Genomic DNA, 25,741 nt, shown 5'->3' with positions numbered 1-25,741 from the left:
GCCGCCTCATAGCGTGTAGCTCATGGGCTCGGCACGCGGTCTGGACACAGCGGCTACGGTGGGCGGTTTGCTCCAGCTCGGCTCACTGACGATGCCGCGTTCCGCACGCTCGGCCAGGATGTGCTGCTGCAAGGCCTCCAGCGTCGGGTGGTCGAACGGTGTAGTGGTGGTCAGTTCCAACTGCAGCGATTGATTCAAGCGCTCCACCCACTGCACGGCGAGCATCGAATCCAGACCGTAGTCCACGAAAGGCACGTGTGGGTCGACGTCCTGCGCATCGATCTCCAGCACGGCGCAGAGCGCGTGCAGCAGATGCTGGCGCAACGCGGGGTCGGACGCGCCACGTTGCGTTGCGACTGCCGATGCATCAGGCAGCGACACCACTGGCATCGCCGCCGCCGCGGCGACCGGCTCCGAACCGCCGAGATGCAGGGCCAGAGCGGCGATGGTCGGATGATCGAACAGGCTGGTGCTGGTCAATTCCCATCCCAGCCGCTGGTTCAAGACCTCCACGATCTGCACCGCCAGCATCGAATCGACCCCGTAGTCGGTGAACGGCGCATCGGCCCGCAGGTCTTCCGGCGCGAGGCCGGCGACCTCGGTCAGCACCTGCGCGATCGCGGTGGCGATGCGATCGCCCTCACCGGTCGCGGCGGATGCTGCGGCCGGCGCTGGCTGGTGTGCCTGTGCCTGTGCCTGTGCCTGTGCTGGTGCTGGTGCTGGTGCCGGTGCCGGTGCTGGCGACGGCGACACCGTGGTACCCAGGGACTCGATCTGCGCGACAATGGCATCGATCGTCGGATGGTCGAACAAGCTGGTGCTGGTCAGCGCGGTGGCAGCCTTGGTGTTGAGCACCTCCACTGCCTGCACAGCCAGCATCGAGTCCAGTCCGTAGTCTTGCAGTGGCGTGGAATCGTCGAGATCGGATTCCGCGATAGCGAGCGTGTCGGCCAGCGTACTGCGCACCATCTGGCGCAGCAGCGCGGTCGCGGTCACGGGCGTCGACACGGGCACGGGTGCGGGTGCGGGTGCCCGTAGCGCAGCTACGGCAGGCGTTGCGGGGGCCGCCTCGGCGATGTGCATCGCGGCAGCAGCCCCAGCCGGCTGGCGGATCCAGCCATCGCTGGCCGCCACGATGATCTGCTGGCCCAGCGACTGCGCGGCCTCGGCTGGCAGCCCGATGGCACCGAAGCCTTGCTCGGCGAGAACCGCACGCCACGATTCCGGCGACAGCGCCGGCGAGCCGGGCAGGCGCAGCTCGGCATCTTCGTAGAGCCACCACCCCTTGAGCAGTCCGAACGTGGCATGCGCGAACAGGCTGGTAGCGCACACCTCATTGATTACCAGGATGCCGTTGCGCTTCAGGGTCGCCTTCGCATTGCGCAAGGTCTTGCGGATGTCGCGCGTCGCGTGCAAGACGTTGGCCGCGACGACGATGTCGAACGCGCCGATATCGATGCCTTGGGCTGCGACTGCGCGTTCGACATCGAAGGTCTGATAGTGCATATACGGCGCACGCGACGGATCGTTCTCCGCGGCCACCACGAAAGCCTTGGAGATATCGGTGAAGCGATAGTCGGCGACGGCGGCGGCATGCGGCGCCAGCGCCTTGACCAGCGGCAAGGTTGTACCGCCGGTACCCGCGCCGATTTCCAGGATGCGCAGGCGTGCCGTCGGATCCACGCGCAGGCGCCGTTCGATGTAGCGCACCACGACCTGGCAGAGAACCTGATTGAAGAAGTCCGGGACCGGGCTGTCGCGGTAGATGCCTTCCACCAGATGCGGCGACGACTTGGGAAAGAGTACGTCGGTCGCCGCACGTTCGCCGCTCAGGACCTGGCGCAATTGACGAAGCGTCGTCTCGGCCAACACCACCGGTGCGGCCAGTTGCGGCGTTGCTCGCCATTGCTGCGCGCAGCGGTCCCATTCGTCCCATGGCGATGCAGCCGACGGTTGGCAGCGGCGCCACTGTTCGCCCTGCCGCTCGGCCAGGCCATGGTGTTGCAGCATGGCCAGGGTATGCCGCAACCACGGCCGATACTGGGCAACGATGGTTTGCTCGGCCGCATGCGCATCGGCGAAGATGCCCAACAGGTCCAGTTCGTGGCACATCAACTCCAGCAACAGGCTTTCCAGACGCGGCGGAAATCCTTCGCTGGCCACTGTGGCCGGATCGGCCGTCGTTGGGATATCCAACGGCACCACCGGTGCAACCGCGTCCACCTGCCACAAGCGGTCGTCGGAAAACCTGACCCCGCGCAAGGCATCGGGGCGTGTGGTCTTGACGAATGCCAGTTGGCGGAGTGGGCTGGCCAGCAGTTTCTCCAGCGCCGCCATGCCCTCGGCCGGCTCGACCGACCCCATGCCCGCCTGCGCGATCCAGTTACGGTAGCCGCTGGAGACCGCGGCGAAGCCAACGCTTCCCCAATATCCCCAGTTGATCACCCGTACCGGACAATTCCACTCCCGCGCCAGCCTCGCGGCGTAGGCATCCTCGACGGTGCAGCCGGCCGCGTAATTCGCCTGGCGCTCGGTCTTCTCCAACGCCTGGATGGAGGAGAAGAACAGCACGAAGTCCAGCGGCAGATGCGAAAAGGCCTGGGCCATGCGGACCGACACTTCGATCTTGGCGGCCAACCCGCGCCAGAAGCGCTGCTCGTCCATGCGCTCGAGCGGGTCGCCGGCCATCAGCAGCGCGGCGTGCACCACCCCGTGCAGTGCGCCGAACTGTGTTTCGACCTCGCCACATGCGCGCTCAAGCGCGACCTGGTCGGTGGCGTCGGCAGAGATGTAATACGGCGCTGGGCCAAGCGCACTCAGACGATCGATCTTCTGCTCGATGACCGCATCGCGCTTGCGCAGTCCGATCCAGACCACTTGCGCGGCATAGTGCTGGATGAGGTACTCGCTAAAGGCTTCGCCGATGCCGCCGGCACCGCCGATCAGCACATAGACGCCGTTCTGACGAAACGCCGTCTGACTCGGCTCGGGCAACCGGCACGGCATCCAGTGCTGGCGGTACCATCTCCCGTGGCGATGTGCCCAGGCGTTGCCATCGCTGTCGGCCGGCAGTGCCAGCAGATCCTCGTAGGGCACTGCGGCATCTGCGGCCAGGTCCAGCAGGCGCACGCGCCAGCGGGGGTATTCCTTGGCCGCGGTGCCGACGATGCCGTGCACGCCCGCATGCGTGGGATCGTTCGCTTCGCCATCGAGCACCGGCTGGCTGGCCTGGGTGACGATGGTCAAGCCCAGGGATTTGTCGGCATAACCGAGTTTCGCCAGCGCCTTGAGCAGGCGGAACAGCGTCAGCACGCCGCTCTGCTGGTCGATGACGATGCTTTCGCCGTCGATGCTGCGGTAGTTGCTGTCCGGGACCCACCAGAACAGATGGTCCAACGTGCCCAGGCCGCGCAGCTGCTCGACCGCCTGATCGACGGTATCGGCGAGCGCTGCGGGCAGATGCCGCGCACGCGGGTAGCGCGTTCTCAGCGCCGCACGCTGCGCATCGCTGCCTGCGATCACCGCCACTGCTTCCTTGGCGCCAGGCCAGGGCGCAGTGGTGGGCAAGGGCAGCGGCTCCCAGACAGGAGCCAGGGTCAACGCGCCCACTGGACGGCCATCGCCGTCGGCAGTCGCCGGCAGTGGCGACGCGCCTGGGATGGCGTCGGCCACGGCAACCGGCACCTGCGCTGGCGAAGATCGCTGGCTGGCGAGCGCTGGCGCGGCCGCGGGCGGTTCGGCGACGCGGCCGGTCGCGGCAGACGCCGACGGCGCTGCACCTGCGCGCGAAGTCACACCCTGCAGGCTCAGCAGGATCTGTCCACTGGAGTCGAAGACATCGACGGTGAGCGTATGGCTGGCAGAACGCGGCTGCCGACGCGTCCACACCCAAACCTGGGCAGGGCAGCGACCATAGATCTGCAAGCGATCGAGTGCGAACAGCATCAGCGCGCCGGCACCCGCATCGGCACCCGCATCGGCGGCCGGCTCGGCAGTGGGCTCGGCGCCGATCTCGAAGCCGATCGACACCTGCAGCACGCTGTCGAGCAGGCTGGGATGCAGCATGAAGTCGGCCTGTGTGTCCGCTGCACAGGTGGGCAGGCGCACCTGGGCGAGGATGTCGTCCTCGCCGACGAAGGCACGCTCGATACCCCGATAGCTCTCGCCGTATGCCAGCCCCATCTGCGCGAACACCGCGTAGTACTGTTCCGCGGTGATCTGGCGCTGGTTGCAACGGGCACGAATCGAGGCCAGATCGACGATGGGCGACGGCGATGCACGGCCCAGGACCGCGCGACCCTGGCAATGGGGACGGTCGTCGCCAGCGCCGACGACGCGAAAGCCGACATCATCGCCCTGCGCCGGCTCCAGCACGATCTGCAGTTCCAGTGGCGAGGACGCGACCACAGGACGCAGCCAGACCACATTGCGCAGCTGGCGCACGTGTCGACCGGGATAGGCGAGGTTGGCGGCGGCCCAGGCCATTTCCAGGCAGCCTGCCCCCGGCAGCATCGCAACCCCGCGCACGACATGGTCGCGTAGGAACGCCTCCTGCCCGGTCCACGCAGTGACGAAGCCGGTGGCGGACACGGGGTCCAGCGGTCGATGGACGAACGGATGCAGCGGCTCCGGCGGCGCAGTGTCGGTCTCGTTCGCTGTTGCTGTTGCTGTTGCTGTTGCTGCTGCTGTCGCAGTGACTCGTACCGCTGCCGGGGCCGGAGACGTGGGTGTGGCTGCGGATTCGGCACGTGCCGCGACCCAGTAGCGCTTGCGCGAGAACCGATACACCGGCAGCGGAATACGGCGTTGCGTCTTGAAGCTTGGACCCAGTTGCATCCGCGCCCCTTGCACGTAGAGCTGCGCCAATTCCGACAACAGGCGTTCACGCTTGCCGGGGTCGGTCTCCATCGCCAACAGGTCGACCCCATAGTGCGCCTGGGCCGATAGCGCGGCCTGGGCGGCGGCAGGTGCGGCGGCGCCCGCAGTCACCTGCGACTGCGCGCCCGCCAGCCACTGGCGGAGTTCGCGCGCAGCCGACGGCGCGTCTGTGGCGACCAAGGCCAGCCGATGCGGATGATGGCGTCTGCCGACCGCAAGCGTGAAGCCGACGGCGCCGAGATCGGTGGGGCGCTCGCGTTCCAAGTAGGCGGCGAGCGCCTCCACTTGCGCGGGCAGATCCTCCGCGCGATAGCCGGACAACAGCAGCAGGGTCGGCTCGTTGGCTGCTGCCATCGCCGCCGGGGTGATGGCTTCTTCCACCACCAGGTGGGCATTGGTGCCGCTCAGTCCGAACGAGCTGACCGCCGCCAGGCGACGGCGCCCGCTGGGGACCGACCACTCCTTCAGGACGGTATTGACGACGAAAGGACTGTCGTCGAAGGCGATATGCGGGTTGGGCTGGCCGAAATGCAGCGACGGCGGAATTTGCCGGTGCGCCATCGCCAACAGCACCTTGATCAGCCCCGCCACACCGGCCGCGGCGCCGGTATGGCCGATGTTGGTCTTGATCGAGCCCAGCGCACAGAATCCACGCCGCTGGGTGTAGTGACGAAACGCGCGGGTCAGCGCGGCCGCTTCGATCGGGTCACCCAGGATGGTGCCGGTTCCATGCGCCTCGACCATCTGCAGATCGTCGGGGTCGATGCCGAAGGTGTCATAGACCTGCCGTTGCAGGCGTTCCTGCGCGGCGGCGCTGGGCGCGGTGATGCCGTTGCTGGCACCATCCTGGTTGATGCCGGTGCCCTTGATCACGCCGTAAATATGGTCGCCGGCATCCAGCGCGTCCTGAAGCCGCTTGAGGACGACGACAGCCACGCCCTCGGAGGGGACGAAGCCATCGGCATCGGCGCCGAAGGCGCGACACTGTCCGGTCGGCGAGAGCATGCCGGCCCGGCTGGAGGACAGCAGGAAGCCGGGGGTGCATTGGATCCAGACACCGCCGGCCAGGGCGATCTCGGTTTCTCCGGTCCACAATCCCTGGCAGGCCAGATGCACCGCAACCAGCGAACTGGAACACGCTGTGTCCAGGGTGATCGCCGGACCTTGCAAGTCGAGGTAATAGGCGATCCGCGCCGACAGCACGGAAGCCGCGTTGCCCCACATCGCGTGCGGCGGGAGCGAGGGCTGCTCTTGCAGCAATTGGCCGTAATCGCCGCCGTTGAAACCCATGTAGACGCCGCAGCGCGCGCCGGTGATGCTGTCGCCGGCGTATCCGGCATCTTCCAGCGCATGCCACGACGTCTCCAGCAGCAGACGATGCTGCGGATCCATATAGGTGGCTTCGGTGCCGGAAATGTTGAAGAACAAGGGATCGAATTGGTCGATGTCATCCAGGAAGCCGCCACGCGGGCAGACGCGCGTCTTGTCGGGCAGCTGCGTGGTATCGACCTGCCAGCGGGTGATCGGCCCGGTGACGTCGGTGCCGGCGGCCAGATGCGTCCACAGTGCCTGCAGGTCTGCCGAGCCCGGAAACCGACCGCTCATGCCGACGATGGCGATCGGCCCTGTGGAGAGCTTGGCCGGTCCACGTGCGGTCGGTGCCGGCGGTACTTGCACGTTGGCGACCGGTGGGTCGAGCGGAGCGCTCGCTGGCTGCGCATGAGTTGGCTCCTGCGCTTGCATCGCCGCGTGCAGGGACGCGTGATCGCAGCTCTCCACGATGTGGGCCACAAGCTTGTGCACCGAACTGTGGTCGAACAAAGCGGTTGCGGGCAGATCGATTGCCAAGGCGTCGTTCAATGCACGCACGATGCGCACGCTGCTGATCGAGTCCACCCCATAGGAGGCGAATGCGCCGTCGGGATCGATCCGCTCGGGCGCGAGCTTGAGCGTCGTCGCCAACGTGGACAGCAGGGTGGCCTGGACATGGGCTTGGATGTCGATGGGAGTTACCTCGATCGGAGGTTGCGGCGGCGCGGCCACGGTAGGCACCGCGGGGGCAACGGATTCGGTCAGCGCGGGCGGACGATCGTTCGACCGCAGGCGGTGGAGGACGGCGAGTTGGGGCACGGCGGCGTGCAGGAAGATCTCCAGCGCGGCCATCGCCTCGGCCGGCTCCAGGGCGCCCACACCAAGCTGAGCGAAGCGCTCGCTGACGTGGGCGGGCAGGGCCGCGGTCGCACCGATCTGGCCCCAGAAACCCCAGTTGATGGTCTTGACCCGCGGCGCCAGCCGCGGTGCCAGCGCTCTGGCCAACGCATCCTGATACAGGCTGCCGGCGCTGTAGTTGCTCTGTCCGGGCTCGCGCGAATAGCTGGCGAGCGAGGAGAACAGCACCACGTAGTCGAGCGGGTCCTGCGCAAAGAGCTGGAACACGTTGCTGGCCACGCGCGCCTTGGTCGCAAACACCTGTGCAAAGCGCGCGGCATCCATGCTGGCGACGCTCTGGTCCTGCAGTTCGATCGCCGAATGGATGACGCCGTGGATCCGGCCATGCAGGCGCATCACCTGTGCCCGCACCTCGGCCAGCGCATGCGGATCGGTCGCATCGGCCTGCAAATAGACCGGTGCCGGACCCAGGCCTGCCAGCCTGGCCAGCTTGTCTGCCACGGCACCGGCGCGCGGCCGCCGCCCCACCCACACCACCCGCGCCTGGTAGCGACGCAACAGGTATTCGGTCAGCACCTCGCCCACGCCGCCGGCGCCGCCAACGATCAGGTAGACGCCATCGCGACGAAACGCGCCGTCGGTCTGCACCGGGATCGGCACCGGCTGCAGATGCTCGCGCGCCCAGCTGCCGGCGCGATGGATCCAGGTGCGTCCGGTCGTATCGATCTGGATCGCCGCGATCTGCTCGACCGGCATCGGCGCACTACCGCGCAGATCGATCAAGCGCGACGTCCAGCCGTCCTGTTCCTTGACGGCGGTCGCCACCAGCCCGAGCAGGGCGGCATGCGCGGGCTGGGTGTCGAGCTGACGCGTGATCAGCGTCCATTCCAGCGGCATGTCGCCATAGCCGTGCGCAAGCATGGCCTTGATCGCGCTGAAGCAGGCATCCACCTGCGCGGAGTGCATCGCATACTGCAACATGTGCTCGGGCGCCGATGGGCCCGGGTCGGCCGCGCTCCACACCAGATGGTCAATCCGACCGAGCGCGTGCAAGTCGGCGATCCAGCCGTCCACGGTCGCCGCGGTCGGCAGGTCCAGGCGCGCGGCGCGTGGCCAGATTCGCAGGAACCTTCCCGCTTCCTCATCGCTCACGCCGACCAGGACGACGCGTGTCTGCGCGTCGACGACAGCAGAGCCCGGTGCCGGAACGCCATGCAGCTCGGGCAGCAACAACTCGAGATGCTCCAGTGATGTCGATGTCGATGTCGGCATTGATGACTCGCTGTCGGGTTGGGGCAAGGGCACATCGGCGAGCGGTGCGTCGGCTCGCGCATCGATGCTGGCGTCGGGCACCGGCGCGTCCACCCAACAGCGCTCGCTGGCAAACGGATAGGTCGGCAGATGCGCCAGACGGACGCGGCGGCCACGCGGCAGCATGTGCCACGGCCCATCACCTCCCGCGACCCAATCGGCTGCCAGCGCGCGCAGGTCGTGGACGCTGGCGTCGCTAGCCTGCGGCGAAGACTCCGCGCGTTGGCGACGCTCTCGCGCCGTGACCTGGCCGAGGTGCAACGCATCGTCCGTCTTGCCGGCCAGAAACCGCTCCAGTAGGGCGATCGCCTGCTCATGGGTGGCGGCGACGAAAGCCAGACGATGCGCGAAGGCTTCACGGCCGGTCTGCAGCGTGAAAGCGATATCGGCCAGCGGCAGCTGCCGATGGCTGGACAGGAACGCGACCAGGGCTCGGCACTGGCGCTGCAACGCGTCCGCCTCGCGGGCAGAGATCACCAACAGCTCGGATTCGGCCCCCGCCTCGGCCACCGGCTCCATTTCAGCCCATTCCTCCAACACCACATGTGCGTTGGTGCCGCTGTAGCCGAACGAGCTGACCGCCGCCCGCCGGCTTGCCGATCCGGCAACTTGCCACGGCTTCAGAACGGTATTGACCTCAAACGGCGAGCGCGGCATGTCGCAATGAGCGTTTGGCTCGCTGTAGTGCAGGCTGGGCACCAATTGACGCGCGCGCAGCGCCAGTACGACCTTGTGCACGCTCGCCACTCCGGCAGCGGCCGAGGTGTGCCCGATATTGCTCTTCACCGAACCCAGCGCGCAGGATTGCGTCTGCATGCCTGCCTCGCCGAAGGCCGTGGTCAGCGCATCGAACTCGATCGGATCGCCCAGCTTGGTGCCGGTGCCATGCGCCTCCACGTAGCTGATCGACGCCGGATCGATGCGATGACGGCGGTAGATGTCGCGAAGAAGGTCGACCTGGCTTCCCAGGTTCGGCGCCGTGATGCCATTGCTGCGTCCGTCCTGGTTGATACCCGAGCCGAGCACCACCGCGTGGATGCGGTCATTGTCGGCAATGGCATCGCTGAGCCGCTTGAGAACCAGCGCGCCGACGCCCTCGCCCGGGACGAAGCCATCGGCTGCGTTGTCGAACGCGCTGCAGCGTCCGCTCGGCGACAGCATGCCGGCGCCGCACATGCTGATGTAGCTCTCCGGCGTCAGATAGAGGCTCACGCCCCCTGCCAGCGCAAGATCGACCTCGCCGGCGAGCAGCGCCTGACAGGCCAGGTGGGTCGCGACCAGCGACGACGAGCAGGCGGTGTCGACGGCGATCGCCGGCCCCCTCAGATTGAGGTGATAGGCGATGCGTGCGGCGGCGATCGATGCCGAATTGCCGGTGGCCTCGCCGATCCCCGCACCGGCGCGCTGGCATAGCGTCACGTACTCGTTGCCCATGATGCCCAGATAGACGCCGCAACGGGCGCCATCCAGGCGCGCAGGTGCATAGGCCGCGTCTTCGAACGCATGATAGGCCTCCTGCAGGAACAGCCGGTGCTGGGGATCCATCAGTGCAGCGTCTGCCGGCGAAATACCGAAGAACAACGGGTCGAAGCACTCCACCGCGTCCAGCACGCCCATCGAACGGCAGTACAGCTTGCCGGGCTGCTGCGGGCGCGGATCGTAGTAATCGTCCAGCGCCCAGCGCGAGGCTGGGATCTCGCGGATCGCCGATCGGCCCTCGGCCAGGAGTTGCCAGAATTCCTCCAGGGTGGTGGCTCCGGGATATCGGCCAGACATGCCTACGATGGCGATGCGCTCGGCGGGCGCGGAGAATGCCGAGGGCGGCGTTGGCATCACTGCCGCTTGCTCATCAGCGCCCGGGCGCATCGCGGCGGCCAGCAGGGCCTTGGCCTGGTCTGGCGTGATCGTTCTAGACTGCAACGCGCTGAGAATGTCTTGCTGATTCATATCCGCCGTCCGTTTGATCTTCCTGAAACCACGATCCGCACTCCGCGTTCTGCCGGCTGACGCTGCACTCAAGGCGGTCGCGAAAGATTCCTGCGATCGCTGCCCCCACGCTCAGTGGACATGCGTCGCTCCTGCTGCCGTCGGCGATTGCGTCCGCAGCCAGTCCTGGGCCGCGTCTGCGCTTGCCGTGCCGTCGTAGACCGCTTGCAGCCACTCGTCGATCGAGCGTTGTGGCAGCGAAGGCGCCGGCGCCTCGGCCCCGACGGCAGTCGGGCGCTGCGACAGCACGAAGGCCGCCAGCTCGCTCAGCGTCGGGTACTGGTAGATCTTGGTTGCGCCGAGCGAGACGCCGAGCTGGGCCTGGATCATTGGTAGCCATTCCACGCCCATCACCGAATCCATTCCCAGATCGACAAAGGCGGTGTGCAGGCCGACGTCGGCGACCTTCATGTACAGCACCTCGGCCAGCGTCTCGCGCAGGATGCGCTCGATCCGCCGCAGCTCATCGCTTGCCCCAGCCGCTGCGGGCGCTGGCGATGGTGCGGGCAGATCCTGCACGCCAGGCGACGCCGACGGCGCAGCTGCCGCAATCGACTGATGATCGGCCGCTGCCGCGTGGTGTCGCGTTGCCGCCGCTGTGGGTGGATCGCGCCACAGGTCTGGCGCCCAGTAGCGGGTCAGGGCGAACGGATAGCTGGGAAGGCGTAACCGGGGAAGCCGCCGCTGCGGATGCAACACCGACCATGGGCACGCGGCGCCTGTTACCCACGCCTCCAGCAGGTGTCGCTGCTGGCCGTCATCGCTCAGGCGTAACAGCTCGGCGGAGGTCAGTGCAGTCGCCGGCGCATCACTGACCTGTCCGTGGACCACTGCCTGGTGGTCACCCGCTATGAAGGCGCGCAGGCGTTCGTGGGCCTCGCCCATCGACGCTGCAGAGAATCCCAGGCGATAGGCATGATGCTCACGACCGGTCTGCAGCGCCAACGCAATTGCCTGCAGTTCATCCGTGGCTTGGTCTGCATTCAATAGGGCCGATGCCAGCTGAGAGGCCGCCTCGACCAGCGACTCGGACGTGCGCGCACTGAGCACGATCAGCGCCGGTCGGCTGGACGATGGCGGTACCGGCAGCGGCTGCGGGCTGGGCTGGAACTCCTCGATCACCAGATGGGCATTGGCACCGCCAGCGCCGAAGGACGACAGCGCTGCGGTCCGCGGCAACGGCCGGCCACCGGCATCGTGCGCGCAGTGCCAGGGCGCGGCCGTGCGTTGAACGACGAACGGCGTCTGCGCGAAGGCGATGCGCGGATTCAGGTGTTCCGCATGCAGGGTGGGGACCAAGGTCGCATGGCGCAGCTGCAGCAGAATCTTGGTCAATCCTGCGATCCCGGCAGCGCTCTCGCAGTGACCGATATTGGATTTGACCGAACCGATCGCGCAAAAGCCGGTGTCCTGGGTCCAGTGCCGGAGTGCGCGCGTCAGGCCGGCGATCTCGATGGGATCGCCCAGCGCGGTTCCGGTGCCGTGTGCCTCGATATAGCCGATCGCCTGCGGTGTGACGCCGCTGCGGGCGATGACCCGACGGATCAATTGGCTCTGCGCACTGGCATTGGGCACCGTGAAGCCGTTGGAGCGTCCACCATGGTTGATGCCACTGGCCTTGATCACGCCATAGATGCGATCGCCGTCGGCAATGGCCTTGCGCAATGGCTTGAGCACGACCGCGCCGACGCCCTCGCCAGGGACATAGCCATCGCCCCCGTCGCCGAATGCCGCGCAACGGCCGCTGGTGGATGCGAACTTCGCCTGCGACAGGCCCAGATACTTGTTGGGATGCAGGGAGACATTGACGCCACCGGCGATCGCCACGCCGCAGTCGCCGTCGCGCATGCTCTGGCACGCCAGGTGGATCGCTGTCAGCGACGACGAGCACATGGTATCGACGGCGAGCGAAGGGCCCTGGAAATTGCCGTAGTAGCTGACCCGGTTGGCGACCGAGGCGATGCCAGAGCCCAGTATCGGTCCATCGGCATCGACATTGGCATTGGCGCCGTGCAGTTGGTACTCGGTGTGCATCACCCCGACGAAGACGCCGACGCCGGCGGTCTCGGCTGTGCGGTTCAGGCCCTCACGGGTGTAGCCGGCATCTTCCATCGCATCGTGCGCGCACATCAGGAACAAGCGCTCCTGCGGATCCATCATCGGCGCTTCGCGCGGCGAAATGTTGAAGAACCCAGGATCGAAGTCGGCGACGCCTTCCAGGAAGCCGCCCCACTTGCTGTAACTCTTGCCGGGCACGCCGGGGGTGGGGTCGAAGAACGCGGCGGCATCCCAGCGATCGGCGGGGATCTCGCTGATGCAGTCGATGCCATCCCTGAGGTTGTGCCAGAACGCTTCCAATGTCGGCGACTGCGGATACCGTCCCGCCAGGCCGATGATGGCAATGGCGTCGCCCGCCTGGTCCGGCACGGCATGGGCGTTGGTGTCGGCGGCAGCCACCGCGGTGCCGACATCGGTGTCGCTGTCGGTCTGGCTGCGCGCCTGCGCAGTCGTCCAGGCCTCGCTGGGGAATGCGTGGATCGGCGGCGCGCTGTCAGCCGCTGCGATCGTCACGCTGGCCGTGGTCTGCTGGCGGGTTACTGCCAGATGCGCCGCCAACTCGGCAACGGTGGCATGTTCGAAGAACACCGTTTTCGACAACGGACCATGCACGGCCTCCAGCGCTGCGGTCAGCCTGACCGCGACCACTGAGTCGATGCCGAGGGTCTCGAAGCCTGCATCGGCATGGATGCGAGCGGGCGCGATCATCAGCTGTTGCGCCAGGAAGTCGCGCAACGCGTCGATGGCCTGCGCGATGCCCTGCGGCGGATGCATCTGCGGCGACGCCGGCAGCGGCATCGGCGCGGGCAGGTCAGCGGTCCTTCCTTGCAATAGCAGGCGACGGATCGGCGCCGGCTGGCCGCGCGCGACCGCCAACTGCGGCACATCCGCTGCCAAGGCACGCGCAAGCGCATCGATGCCCGATTGCGCATCCAGCGGAATGAAGCCTTGCCGCTGCAACGCGTCCACGGTCGCCGCTGGCAACTGCATGCCGCCCTCGGTCGACCAGTAAGGCCAGGCAATGGACAGGCTGCGTCCGCTGCGCTCCCCCAGCGCCTGCAGTGCATGCCGGTAGCGTGCGTACTCGTCGAGGAAGCCGTTGGCAGTGGCGTAGGCGGCTTGCCCGACGCCGCCGGTATGCGTCGTCAGCGACGAGAACAGCACGAAGAAGTCGAGCGCCAGATGGCGAGTGGCAAGGTCCAGATGACGGGTGCCGGCCACCTTGGCAGCGATGGCACCGCGTAGCTCGGCGGCCGTCAGCGTGGCAAACGCCGCATGATGGGCACTCCCTGCGCAATGCAGCACACCGGTCAACGGGCCAAAGTGCCGGCAGATTTCGTCCACCAACTCGTTCACTTGCGCGCGATGGGCGACGTCCACGCGGCGGTATTCCACGCGCAGGCCTTGCGCGGTCAATGCATTCACCTCGGCACGTCGGGTGGCGTCCAGATCGCTGCGACCGGCAAGGATCACGGTGGCATCGCGGGTACTGCGGGCCAGATCGGCCAGCAAGGCCCGGCCAATCCCGCCTAGCCCACCAGTGATCAGATAGATGCCGCGATCGCGCCAGACTGCACCGGCCCCGCGCGCTGGCAGCGCGATCTCGGCGAGAGCGTTGTCCAGCACCACCGCGGTGGTGGTGGCGACACCGGGCTGCGCAAGCTCGACCGCCAGCAGCTGGGTGTCAAGCCCAGGCAACTCGGCTTGGGCAGCACGCAGCAGCGGCGCCAGGGCGGCGTGCAGCCGGCCATTGCCATGGCGCGGGACCAGCACCTGCACGGTGATGGACTGCTGCGCGGACGGCCGCGGCAGCGTCTGTACGATTTCCAGCAGCTGGCCGGCGTAGTCGCTGAAGCGCTCCGCCGGATCGCTGGCGGCACTGTCCAGAACGGTACAGCGCGCAGCCGGCACAAAGGCCGCCAGTGTCGCCGCCGGCAGCTCGCAAGCGAGCAGGACGCGTTGTGCCTGCGCATCCAGCTCGGGCTGCCAAGCAGCCGTTGGCGCTGGCGTGGTGAAGAAAACCGTCTGCACTCCAGCGTTCGTTGGCGTAGCGGGCGGTGCGGCACGGTAGGCACGCGCGGTCAGGCCGCGCAGGCGGACACACACGCGACCGGCGTCGTCACACAGGTCGATGTGGGTCTGGATGACACCCGCAACGGATCGTCGCACCACCACCCATCCCTCGACCGGGCAGGGCGCGAACCATTGCAGACTGTCCAGGGCAAATGGCACCGCTGCTGCGCTCGCCGCCTCATCGGAGGTGGCGAGCGCATCGAAAAACCCGGCCGCCTGCACGGCCGAATCCAACAGCCCCGGCGGCAGACCGAAGCGGCTGGCATCCGCTGCCTCGGGCAGGCGCAGCCGCGCCAATACGAATGCGCCGTGCGCGTCCTGGCCGGTCCCGACGTCGACCAAACCGCGGTGCGAGGGGCCATAGACCACGCCCATCGTCGTGAGCTGGCGATAGCAGGCCTCGCCTGGGATCGGTGCCGCCGACAACGCGGCGCGCAGTGCCGCGATCTGTTGCGTCGCTTCGCCTTGCGGTCCCAGCGCGACGGTGGCGCGGGCGCACAAGGTGGCTGCACCGGCGCCGGCGGGCCCCGGACCATCGCCCTCAGCGAGCAGGAACTCGCACAGCAAGGCATCTTCGTTCGGAGTCAGCTGCAGCTGCAGTTGCACTGGCTGCCCAGTCGCAACGATCGGCTTCAGCCAGATCACATCGCGCAGGTGCAACGCAGTGGTTGGCCCAACCGCTTGGGCAAACACGGCGGCGGCTTGCGCCATCTCCAGGTAGGCCGCTGCTGGCAAGACGGCCTGGCCAGCGACCTGGTGGTCGGCGAAGACCGGTTCACGGCCGCTGAACGTCGAGCTGAAACGCAGGCCGTGGATCGATGAGGTATTCCGGTGGACCAGGGGGTGCAGCAACGACGCGGTCGGAACGCCGATGGCCTGGGCAGACGCACCGGACTGCAGCCAGTAGCGTTCCTTGGCGAACGGGTAGGTCGGTAACGGGATGCGACGTGGCGGCGCCTGGCGCGGCAGCTGCGTCCAGTCGACCTGGGCCACGCCGGCGACCCAGGCTTCGAGCAGGCGATCCAGTTTGCCGCGTGCCAGCCAGGTAGCGATCAGCGTCTGGATGTCGTCGTCGTCGCGCAGCCACGACAGCGTTTTGCGGGCAGTGCGGATATCTCCGCTGCGCAGGTCGCTCCGCTGGGTCTTGCTGCTCAGGAAGTGTTGCAATGCGTCCTGCAGTTCCGCCACCGAGCGCACCAGGCAGCCGAACCGCAGCTCCATCGGCTCGCGCGCGATCTGCAAGGTATAGGCGACGTCGGCCAGTTGCGTATCCTCCAGCGCCGCACAGGCGGTGAGGAGTTGCCGCACGCTCTCGTCCAGGCGGGTGGCGTCCTTGGCCGACAACAGCACCAGGCACGGGCCATCGCTGCTCGGCATCGCCGCGGGCGCCGGCGCGGGAATGTATTCTTCAAGGATGACGTGTGCGTTCGCACCACCGGCGCCGAACGAAGACACGCTGGCGATCCGTTTGCCCTGCGGGCCGCCCGCAGGCGTCCAATCGCTCAAGCTGCGTTGCAGGCGGAACGGGCTCGCCTCGAAATCGATGTGCGGGTTCGGGGTCTGCGCATGCAGCGTCGGCACCAGCTGACGGTGCTTGAGTTCGAGCAGCACCTTGGTCACCCCGGCGACGCCGGCCGCCGCCTCCAGATGACCGATATTGCTCTTGACTGAACTGAGCGCGCAGAAGCCGCGTGCGTCGGTGCTCGCGCGGAAGGCCTGGGTCAAGGCATCGATCTCGATCGGGTCGCCCAATTCGGTTCCGGTCCCGTGCGCCTCGACATGCGAGATGTCACTGGCAGTGAGCCCTGCCTTGCGCATCGCGGTCTTGATCAGCTCGCGCTGCGCGGCAGGGTTGGGCGCGGTATAGCCCTTGGCCTTGCCGCCATGGTTGATGCTGGTTGCACGGATCACCGCACGGATGTCATCCCCATCGGCGATCGCATTGGACAAACGCTTGAGCACCAGCACGCCGACGCCCTCGCCGGGGACGAATCCGTCGCCACCGGCACCAAAGCTCCGGCAGCGGCCGGAGGTCGACAGGAAACGTCCCTCGCAGGACGCCACGTAGCGCGAGGGGTGCAGGTTGAGATTGACGCCGCCGGCCAAAGCGATGTCGCATTCCTCGCGCAGCAGGTGCTCGCAGGCCTCGTGGATGGCTGTGAGCGAAGACGAGCACATGGTGTCGATCGGCATGCTCGGCCCTTGCAGGTCGAGCAAGTAGGACACCCGATTGGCGACCGAGCCGAACGAGGTCTGCGGTTGGATTGCCTCACCACCGGCATCCTGGTCGCTGGCGCACTTTTCGAAGCCCGATTGCGACACGCCAGCGAACACACCGACCCGGCGGGCGTGTTGGCGTGCCAGGCTGTCGCGGGTATAGCCGGCATCCTCGATGGCGTGCCAACTCTCCTGCAGGAACAGCCGCTCGTGCGGGTCGATCGCCATCGCTTCGCGCGGCGAGATGCCGAAGAACAGCGGGTCGAACTCGGCGAAGCCATCGATGAAGCCGCCCCACTTGCTGTAGCTGTGTCCCCGTGCGATTGCGCTGGCCGGATCGGGATCGAAGAAGCCCTGCAGCTGCCAGCGGTCGGCGGGAATCTCCTGCACGCAGTCCTCGCCGTCGCGCAACCGCTGCCAGAATTCATCGAGGTTGGCGGCCTTGGGATAGCGCCCGGAGACGCCGATGATGGCGATGGCGCGATCCGGCTGGCCTGCGGCCGTTGGCGTGGTGGTGGCGGCGCGCGCGGCGTGATCGATGACCGGTGAGACGGGTGCAGGCGCGGAGGGTGCGTGCAGCACCGAGTGCGCTAAGGGCGTCGCCGTCTGCAGTCGCGCCGCATTGCCGGGCTGAGTGGCCAGGAAATGATCGGCAATTGCCACGATGGTCCGATGCTCGAACAGCAGCGTGCTGCTGACATCCTCGAAGGTGCTCCGCAGTGCATTGGCGACGCGGATCGCCAGGATCGAATCCACGCCGTAGTGTTCCAGCGGCTCGTGAACGTCGATTTCGTCGACAGGCTGCTCCAGGATCTGAGCGATGACCGTGCGGATATGCGCGGTCACTGCCGCACGCAGGCCCGATGGCGAATTCGGCGCAGAGAACTGGGCCGTTACGGCCGCCGGTGGCGCCGGCGAGGCATCCGCAGCGATCGCGGGAGGCGCTGCAAGTCCTTGCAGATACCCCGCCAGTGCGCGTGCATTGGAGTACTCGAAGATGACCGTACTCGAGACCGATGCGAAGCGGGCGCGCAGGGCATTGGCGAGCCGGATCGCCAGGATCGAATCGATCCCGTAACTATCGAACGGCTCGTCCGGGTCGATATCCTCGAGCGTGAGCTCCAGGATCTCGGCAATCAGACGGCGAACATAGGTGCTCATCGCCTCATTGGCCGGGAGTGGTTCGGGCGCACTGGCCAGCAGGGGAAGTGGGACGCTCGCAGACCGGGCATCGCTATCGTCGCGTAAGGGCGGCACCGCCGTGCTCTTCTGTCGAAACACTCCGTCGCTCTCCGCAATGATGATCTGTTGTCCAAACCGATCCCGATCCCCGAGTGGGAACCGGATCGCACGCAAGCCTTCTTCTTCCAGCACCTGGCGCCAACTGGCAGGCGCCAGTCCTGGCGAACCCGGCTCGCGCAGCCAGCCGTCTTCATACGCCCACCACCCGGGCAGCAGGCCGAAGGTCAGATGGGCAAACAAGGTATGACCCTGCATTTCGTTGATGACCAGCAGGCCGGAGCCCGCCAATGCGGCCTTGGCGTGTCGCACGGTCCGGTGCATCTGCCGGGTCGCATGCAGCACATTGGTCGCGATGACCACGTCGTAACTGCCGCAGTCCACCCCTTGTTCCGCGAGCGGTCGCTCGATATCCAGCAGCTGGCAACGCAGATACGGGACGTGCGGTTGATAGTGGCGCTCGGCATGCGCAAGGAAAGCACGCGAAATGTCGGTGTAGCGATACTCGCTGATCGCCGACGCCAGCGAGTGCACGGCCTGGAAGACGCGTTCGCTGGTCGCGCCGGTGCCCGCGCCGATTTCCAGCAAGCGAAAGCGCGCATTCGGATCACTGCGCAAGCGTTGTTCCAACGCTTGCTGCACGAGCGCGGCGGTGACGCGGTTGTAGTAATCGATGAACGGGTTCTTCTTGTAAACGCTCTCCACCCGCTGCACCGAGGCATCGGCGAACATGATGTCGGTCGCTGTGCGTCGGCCAGCCAGAATGTCGGGCAACGCGCGCAGCATCGGTTCGATCAAGGCGATGTGGGCGTGTTCGCTCTCGTTGGCGCGCGCCTGGGCAAAGTGATGCTCGGCCAGCTGCCAATCCGAATCTGCGGCAGGCCGAACAAAGACCATGGCGCCGTCTTCGTCGCGCCGTGCGTAGCCGGCATCGCAGAGGAACCGCATCGCTTCGTGCAGCCAGCGTGTATAGAGCTGCGGAGACGCCAGCCGCTCGTTCAGCGATGCCAGCGACAGCGGACGCGTGGAGGGGCCGCCCAGCGCACTCAACTGATGGAACAGCCCGGCGGCTAGCGCGGCGTCCAGCGTAGCAGGACCGGCTGTCGTCGCCTCGGCGGGCGGCTCCGGCAATAGCCCGGGCTCGGGCAGCACGAAGCGGGTGTGTCGCCGGGTCGGCGCAAGCCGCAGGTGTTCGTCCTGCACCAGCGGCAAGGCGGCGCCGCCATGGGCGGCGCTGCGCTTGAGCAAGGCCATCTGCTCGAATGGGCCAGCCAGCACGGCTTCGATGAACGGCATCGCTTCGGTCGGTTCGATCGAACCCTCGCCGAGATGCTGCATGCGGCGCCGATGGGCCGGCGTGGCCACAATGCCGACACTGCCCCAATACCCCCAATTGATCACATAGGTCGCTGCCTGTCCGCTGCGTCGCAGCCACGTGGCCAAGGCATCCAGGTAGACGCTTCCGGCGGCATAGCTGCTTTGCCCTGGTGAAGGGTTGAAGCTCTGCAGCGCCGAGAAGAACAGCACGAAGTGCGCCGGCCGGTAGCGCGCCAGCGCAGCGGCCAGTGCCGCGCCGGTCTGCAGCTTGGATGACAACGCATCGGCGAACCGCGCCTCGTCGACCGCCATGATGCTACGGTCATGCAAGTCCAACGCGGTGTGGACGAAGCCGTGAACCACGCCATGCTCGGCTTCCACCTGCTTCAGCGCTGCTTCCAGCGCCGTGCGCTTGCGCGCGTCCACCTGCAAGTAGCGCAGGCTTCCGCCTAACGCACCAAGCCGCTGAAGCGCCTGGGCGATGCCGTCATCGGGCGCACGTCGGCCCAGCCAGACGACGTTGGCCCGATAACGGCCGAGCAGATGCTCGGTCAAGGCCTGGCCGAGTCCACCAGCGCCGCCGAGCACCACATACACGCCACCGTCGATGAAGCGCGAACTGGACACCGGCGGCACGGTCGTGGGCAGCAGGCGCTGGGCGTAGCGCAACGCTGCGCGCAGCGCGATTGAGCAATGTTCCGGGTCGGGGGCGGCGGCAAGCACCATCGGCCAGGGACACTGCGCGAGTGTCTCCACATCGAAGGCATGCACCGCCCAGTGGGGATACTCCTTGCCCAGCGCGCCCATGAAGCCATGCACCGCCGCCTGCGGCGGACGGCCGGATTCGCTGCGACGCACGGCCAGCGCCATGGTCGTGATCGCTGCTACATGCACGGATTGGGTCTCGAAGCCGGCGCCCAGCAACGCCTTGACCAGACGCAACCCGTACAAGGTCGGCAGCTCCGGCGCGGCGCCAGCGTCGCCAGCCTGGACGATCCAGACCACGTGCGTCGGTCGACAGGACAGAATCTGCGCCATCAGCTCGTCTGCGCTGGCATCGGCTGCCAGCGAAACCAGCATGTCCCGCGCTCCAGCCGCCGCTAGCGCGACGGCCACCGACGGCGTACCGCCGATCAGCAAGATCCGGCGCGGGACATCGGGGGCCGCCACCTCGGGATAGGGGCCGGCACACTCCCAGACCGGTACCAGCGGCTGCAGGCCCATCGCCTGAGTTGCCTCGGCAAGGACGACGGCGTCGGGATTCGCTGCCGCGGCGGAGACGGCGTGGGGCAGCGACGGCGCGCGCGCGCCGTCGGTCACCCGCGCACTGAGACCGGCGATCTCGACGAGGATCGCTCCCTGTGCATCGCAGAGACGGACGTCCAGCTTATGCACCAGCGGCGAACTCCCTGCCGCCTCGCAGACATGCACCCAGACCTGCTCATGCGGCGCCCGCAAGATACGTACCCGATCGACGCTGAAAGGGAGCGTCTGCTCCATGGCCGCCTCGTCCAGCACGCCATCGACCACGCCCATGCCGATGGAGGCCTGCAGCGCGGCATCGAGCACGCCTGGATGTAGGACCAGGCGCGGGTCACGCACCGCTTCGGCAGGCAACCGCACCTGCGCCAGCGCAAAACGGGTGCCGTCCGCCGCGGTGCCTGGCGCGGTCTCTACCAATGCCCGCAGCGTGCTGCCGTAGTGGCAGCCGAGCCGATCGAACAGCGCATAGCAGGATGGACCCGGCAGACCGTCGCCGCAGGCGGCACGCAAGGCCGGCAAGTCCAGCGCGGCGGGCTGCGCCTCCGCTGCCACGGTGGCAACGCCTTCGCAATAGACCTCTGCGGTCGCCTGCTCCGGAGGCGGGTCGCGATAGATCTGAAAGGCGACGCTGTGGGCATCACGACGTTCGACGCGGACGTGCACGGTGATCGCGGCACCGTCGGCGCGCAGCGGGCGCAGCCAGCACACGTCCTTGAGCACGAGCGGCGTGCCGCTCGCGTCCAGCGCCAGCGCCACCGCGGAACGCGCCATCTCCAGGTAAGCCACGCCCGGCAACAAACGCATGCCACGCACCCGATGGTCGGCGAAGACGAATTCGCTCCCATCGAAACGGGTGCTATAGCGGTGCTCGGAGAGCGTGGAGGTATTGCGTTGCAGGAACGGGTGCAGCCCTTGGACCGGCACTGGCTGCGCTGCCCGCACGGGGCGGCGGTGACGCACGCGGGCAAATGGGTAGGTCGGCAGCGAAATCCGACGTGGCAGCTCGCTTCCAGCCCAACATGCGGCCCAGTCGACCGTCGCACCCGCCATCCAGGCAGCGCCGATCTGCTGCCAGTGTCGGCTCAGGATCCAGTGCGGCAGCAACGTCTGCACCTGCTCGTTCGCGTGCCTGCTGCTGTCGGCGTGTTGGGGAGTGGCAAGGAAATCGCGCAAGCCAGCACGCAGTTCGTCCAGCGTGGACACCTCCAACGCAAGGCGGCAAGCGAAAGGCTCGCGACCGACCTGCAAGGTATAGGCAAGATCGTGCAGGTCCGGCGCCGCATCGCGCTCCAGGTAGGCCAACAGATCGATCGCATACTGGCGCAGCTGCGCCGGCTGACGGGCCGATAGCGGCACCAGGCAGCGGGTGGCATCGCTGGGCTGCCGATCAGGGGCAGGGAAGGCTTCCAGCAGCGCATGCGCATTGGTTCCGCCGATGCCGAACGAACTGACGCCCGCGCGGTGGGGCGTCTGGCGCGGCGCCAGCACCAGGGTGCGATCCAGCACGTAGAACGGCGAGCCGGCAAAATCGATCGCGGGATTGGGACTGCGATAATTCAACGATGCCGGGATCTGCCCGTGCCGCAAGCCCAATGCGATCTTGATGCAGCCGACCAGGCCGGCAGCGGTATCCAGATGGCCGATATTGCTCTTGACCGAGCCGATCCCGCAGAACTGGCGCTTGTCGGTGTGACGCCCGAAGGCATCGATCAGCGCCGCCACCTCGAGCGGGTCGCCCAGCTTGGTGGCCGTCCCGTGCGCTTCCACATAGTCGATGGTGTCCACCTCCACACCGGTCTTGCGCAGGACCTGGTCGATCACCTGCGCCTGGCCGGCCACGCCGGGCGCGTAGTAGCCCGCTTTGTCGGCGCCGTCGTTATTCACTGCCACGCCACGAATCAGGGCATAGATTGCATCGTGATCGGCGATCGCTTGACGGGCGCGCTTCAACAGCAGCACCGCCACGCCTTCTCCACCGAGCATGCCATCGGCCTGCGCATCGAAGGGGCGCAAGTGGCCATCGCTGGAGAAGTTCATGCCGTGCTCGGCCACGTAGCCGAGCTCGACGCTGGCCGACAACGCCGCGGCGCCAACCAGCGCATGAGTGGCATCGCCCGCCAGCAGGCTGCGATAGGCCGTGTGCAGCGCAACCAGCGAGGACGAGCAATTCGAATGCACGAACAGGCTCGGACCGTGCAGGCCGAGACGGTGCGAAATCAGGGTAGGCAGCGCGCCTGGTTGCGACCAGGCTGCGGCAGCGTACTGTTTGGCGCCCTCCATGACGTTCCAGGCTGCGGGCGGGCCATCGCTGTGGTAGCCGGAATGGGCGGCGGTGACGAAGACGCCGGCATCGGCCAGGTCCGCCGGCCGGTAACCGGCGTCCTCAACGGCTTTCCAGGCATGCTGCAGCAGCATGCGCTGCTGCGGGTCCATGATCTGTGCATCGTAGGCCGAGACGTGGAAGAACTCGGCATCGAAGCAATCGGCGTCCTCGATACTGGCACGCGCCGCAACCAGGCCAGGGGTCTGCAGCAGCGCGTCTGGCACCCCGTGTGAGCGCAGGGTGTCGGGACTCAAGAACTCGATGCTTTCCACGCCGTCGCGCAGGTTTTCCCAGAACTGGCGGTGATCGCGGGCGCCGGGCAGTTGGCAGGAGATACCGATGATCGCCACGCATTCGTCGATCGCATCCGGCAACTGAGCACGCACAGGCCCCGGTCCAGCGGCAGCGGTGGCGGTGTCCGGAATGGCAGAAGCGGCACGCTGCTCGGCCAGGTGACGGCTGATCCGCCGCACGCTGGCCAGGTTCAGCAGCGCGGTCACATCGAACGGCAGGTCGAAGGCATCGGCGAGACGACGTGCGGCTCCCACCGCCAGGATCGAATCGCCGCCGATCTCGAAGAAACCCGCATCCAGTGGCACCTCCTGCACCCGCAGGACCTGCTGCAGGATCGCACGGACCTCGGACTCGATTGCCGACACCGGTTCCATCGCATTGCGCTCCTTGTCCTGGCTGTCTTGCCAAGCTGCCAGCAGCGCGGTCCGATCCACCTTGCCACTGCGAGTGGTCGGCAGGCGCGGCAGCAAGACGATCTGCGCAGGCAGCATGTAAGTGGGCAGACGTTGACGCAGGTGCGCGTGCAGCGCGCCGGCATCGCTGTCGGCGGCATGCGCGGAGCGGACCACGAACGCAATCAATTGATTACGTTCCTCCAACGCCACAACGGCACATTGCGCGACGCCCGGATGCGCATGCAGCACCGACTCCACTTCGCCCGGCTCCACCCGCGAACCGCGGATCTTGACTTGCCGATCGATGCGTTCGACGAATTGCAGCTCGCCGGCCGCCAGTACGCGCACCCGATCGCCGGTGCGGTACAGCCGACTCCCCCGTGGCCCTGCTGGGCTGGCCACGAAGCGCTCGGCGGTCAGGCCGGCACGACGCAGGTAGCCGCGGGCCAAGGCGACGCCGCCGATGAATAGCTCCCCGACCTCGCCGACAGCAACCGGACGCAAGGTGTCCGGATCGAGGACGAGCGCGCGGGCGCCATCGATGGCGCAGCCGATGGACAGCGAACCTGGGCACGCCAGCTCGTCGCTGTCCTCGACCGTGGTGCGTGCCGACGCGTCCGTCGAAGGTGCATCCAACGCCTTGAATGTGGCGCAGACCGTGGACTCGGTAGGTCCGTAGGCATTGACGAACCGGCATCGGCGCATCCAGCGTTCGGCAAGCGCAGGCGCGCACGCCTCACCTGCCACGATCATCAGGCGCAAGGCCGGAAGATCGACCGCTTCCAATAGGGTGAGCGCCGACGGCGGCAAGGTGGCGACATTGACCTGCTGCGCCTGCATCAGCTCGGCCAGCAGATCGCTGCGCTGCAAGGCGTCGTTCGGCGCCAATACCAGCGTGGCGCCAGCCTGCAGCGCCATTGCGATCTCCCAGATGGACGCGTCGAACGTCCAGGGCGCGAACTGCAGCACGCGCTCGCCGGCCGCCACCGCAAACGCCTCGGTCTGCACACGGGCCAGGTTCGCCAGCCCTGCGTGGGTGACCGCCACCGCCTTCGGCATTCCGGTCGAGCCAGAGGTGTAGATGACATAGGCCAATTGTCCCGGCACCACCGATGCCGCGACCGGAGCTGTCACGCCCTCGGCAAGCGCCTCGCGTACCACCACCGGTATCGCCTCGCACGGCAGTCGGTCCACCAGGCCGGCACGGGTGACGATGGCCACAGGATCGGCATCCTCGATCATGAAACGCAGACGCTCGAGCGGAAGCTCCGGATCCAGCGCCAGACAAGCGCCGCCGGCCTTCCACACTGCCAGCAAGGTGCACACCGCCTCCGCCGAGCGCTCCAGCAGCACGCCGACCCGGGCGTCGGCGACGACACCGACGCGCTGCAGCTGCGCTGCCAGCGCATCGGAGCGTGTATCCAACTGTGCATAACTGAGCTGGTGTAGGTCCTGCAGCGCCGCCAGCTGCTGCGGCAGCTGCCGGCAGCGTTGGCGAATCGTCTCGTGTAACGGTTGCCAGGAGGGCGCTTCGCCCGCAGGTGCGAACTCCGCAGGCGCCGGATCGGTCGCCGCCACCGTCTGCTCGGCAGTGTCGGCGATCCGGCGCAGGTAACGCTCGGCGTCGGCCGTCGATACCTGGCGCGCATCGTGATCGACGTACAGGACGTAGTGGTCCTGTAGCTCGGCAGCCTTGAACGCAAGCGCGTACTCGCCTTCCTGGTACAGCCCCTCCACTGGCTCGAAGCGGACCCCCGCCCAGTCGCGCTGCGCCCACGGCAGCGCAAAGAAGCGTCGGCTCTTGTACTCGAAGACCGTGTCGAAGCGTGCTGCGGGTTCGCCGTCCTGGCGCTGCAGCGCACGCACGATGCGCTGGTACGGATAGTCTGCATGCGCCAGCGCCTCACTCAGCGCGGCATGGGTCTGACGGAGTCGCTCCGGCAGCGGTGTGCTCGGCGCGTCGGTGGTGCGGATGGCGATCAGGTTGACGAAGCAGCCCACCGTGTTGTCGAAGCCGGCATGCGGCCGGCGCTCGACGGACATGCCAATGGTCAGGTCGCGCTTGCCCGACACCGAGGCGAGCAATGCCTGATACAACGACAGGAAGAAACTGGCGGGTGTGATGCGCAGGCGCGCGCACAGGCTGCGGATGCGCCGGCTCGTCTCGACAGACAGTGCGTGCCGATGGGTCTGCGGCTGCGCAGGCCCGGCGACGGCC

The 25,741-nt window shown here is 67.3% G+C and carries 2 protein-coding genes (1 of these 2 only partly in view); both read right to left on the bottom strand.

Annotated features, from left to right (window positions below; translation table 11 throughout):
- Nucleotides 1-6: 6 nt before the first annotated feature.
- A complete protein-coding gene (locus CKY51_RS12815; protein WP_152249325.1) occupies nucleotides 7-10,305 on the bottom strand; it encodes an SDR family NAD(P)-dependent oxidoreductase in 10,299 nt (3,432 codons plus the stop codon).
- A gap of 111 nt (nucleotides 10,306-10,416) precedes the next feature.
- A protein-coding gene (locus CKY51_RS12810) for a non-ribosomal peptide synthetase (RefSeq protein WP_152249324.1) crosses the window boundary here: on the bottom strand, nucleotides 10,417-25,741 show its 3' portion. Its footprint extends 716 nt past the window's final position; only the last 15,325 of its 16,041 coding nucleotides appear in the window; its start codon lies beyond the right edge, outside the window; the stop codon is at nucleotides 10,417-10,419.

The organism is Xanthomonas maliensis (genome assembly GCF_009192945.1).
In the GTDB taxonomy this organism is placed as follows: domain Bacteria; phylum Pseudomonadota; class Gammaproteobacteria; order Xanthomonadales; family Xanthomonadaceae; genus Xanthomonas; species Xanthomonas maliensis.
Note: the sequence above shows the minus strand (reverse complement) of the source record. Positions and strands in the feature narration are given on the sequence as shown.

Bases quoted from the DNA above. Each gene is read 5' to 3' on its own strand.
- CKY51_RS12815 (WP_152249325.1), bottom strand. From the start codon at position 10,305: ATGAATCAGCAAGACATTCTCAGCGCGTTGCAGTCTAGAACGATCACG.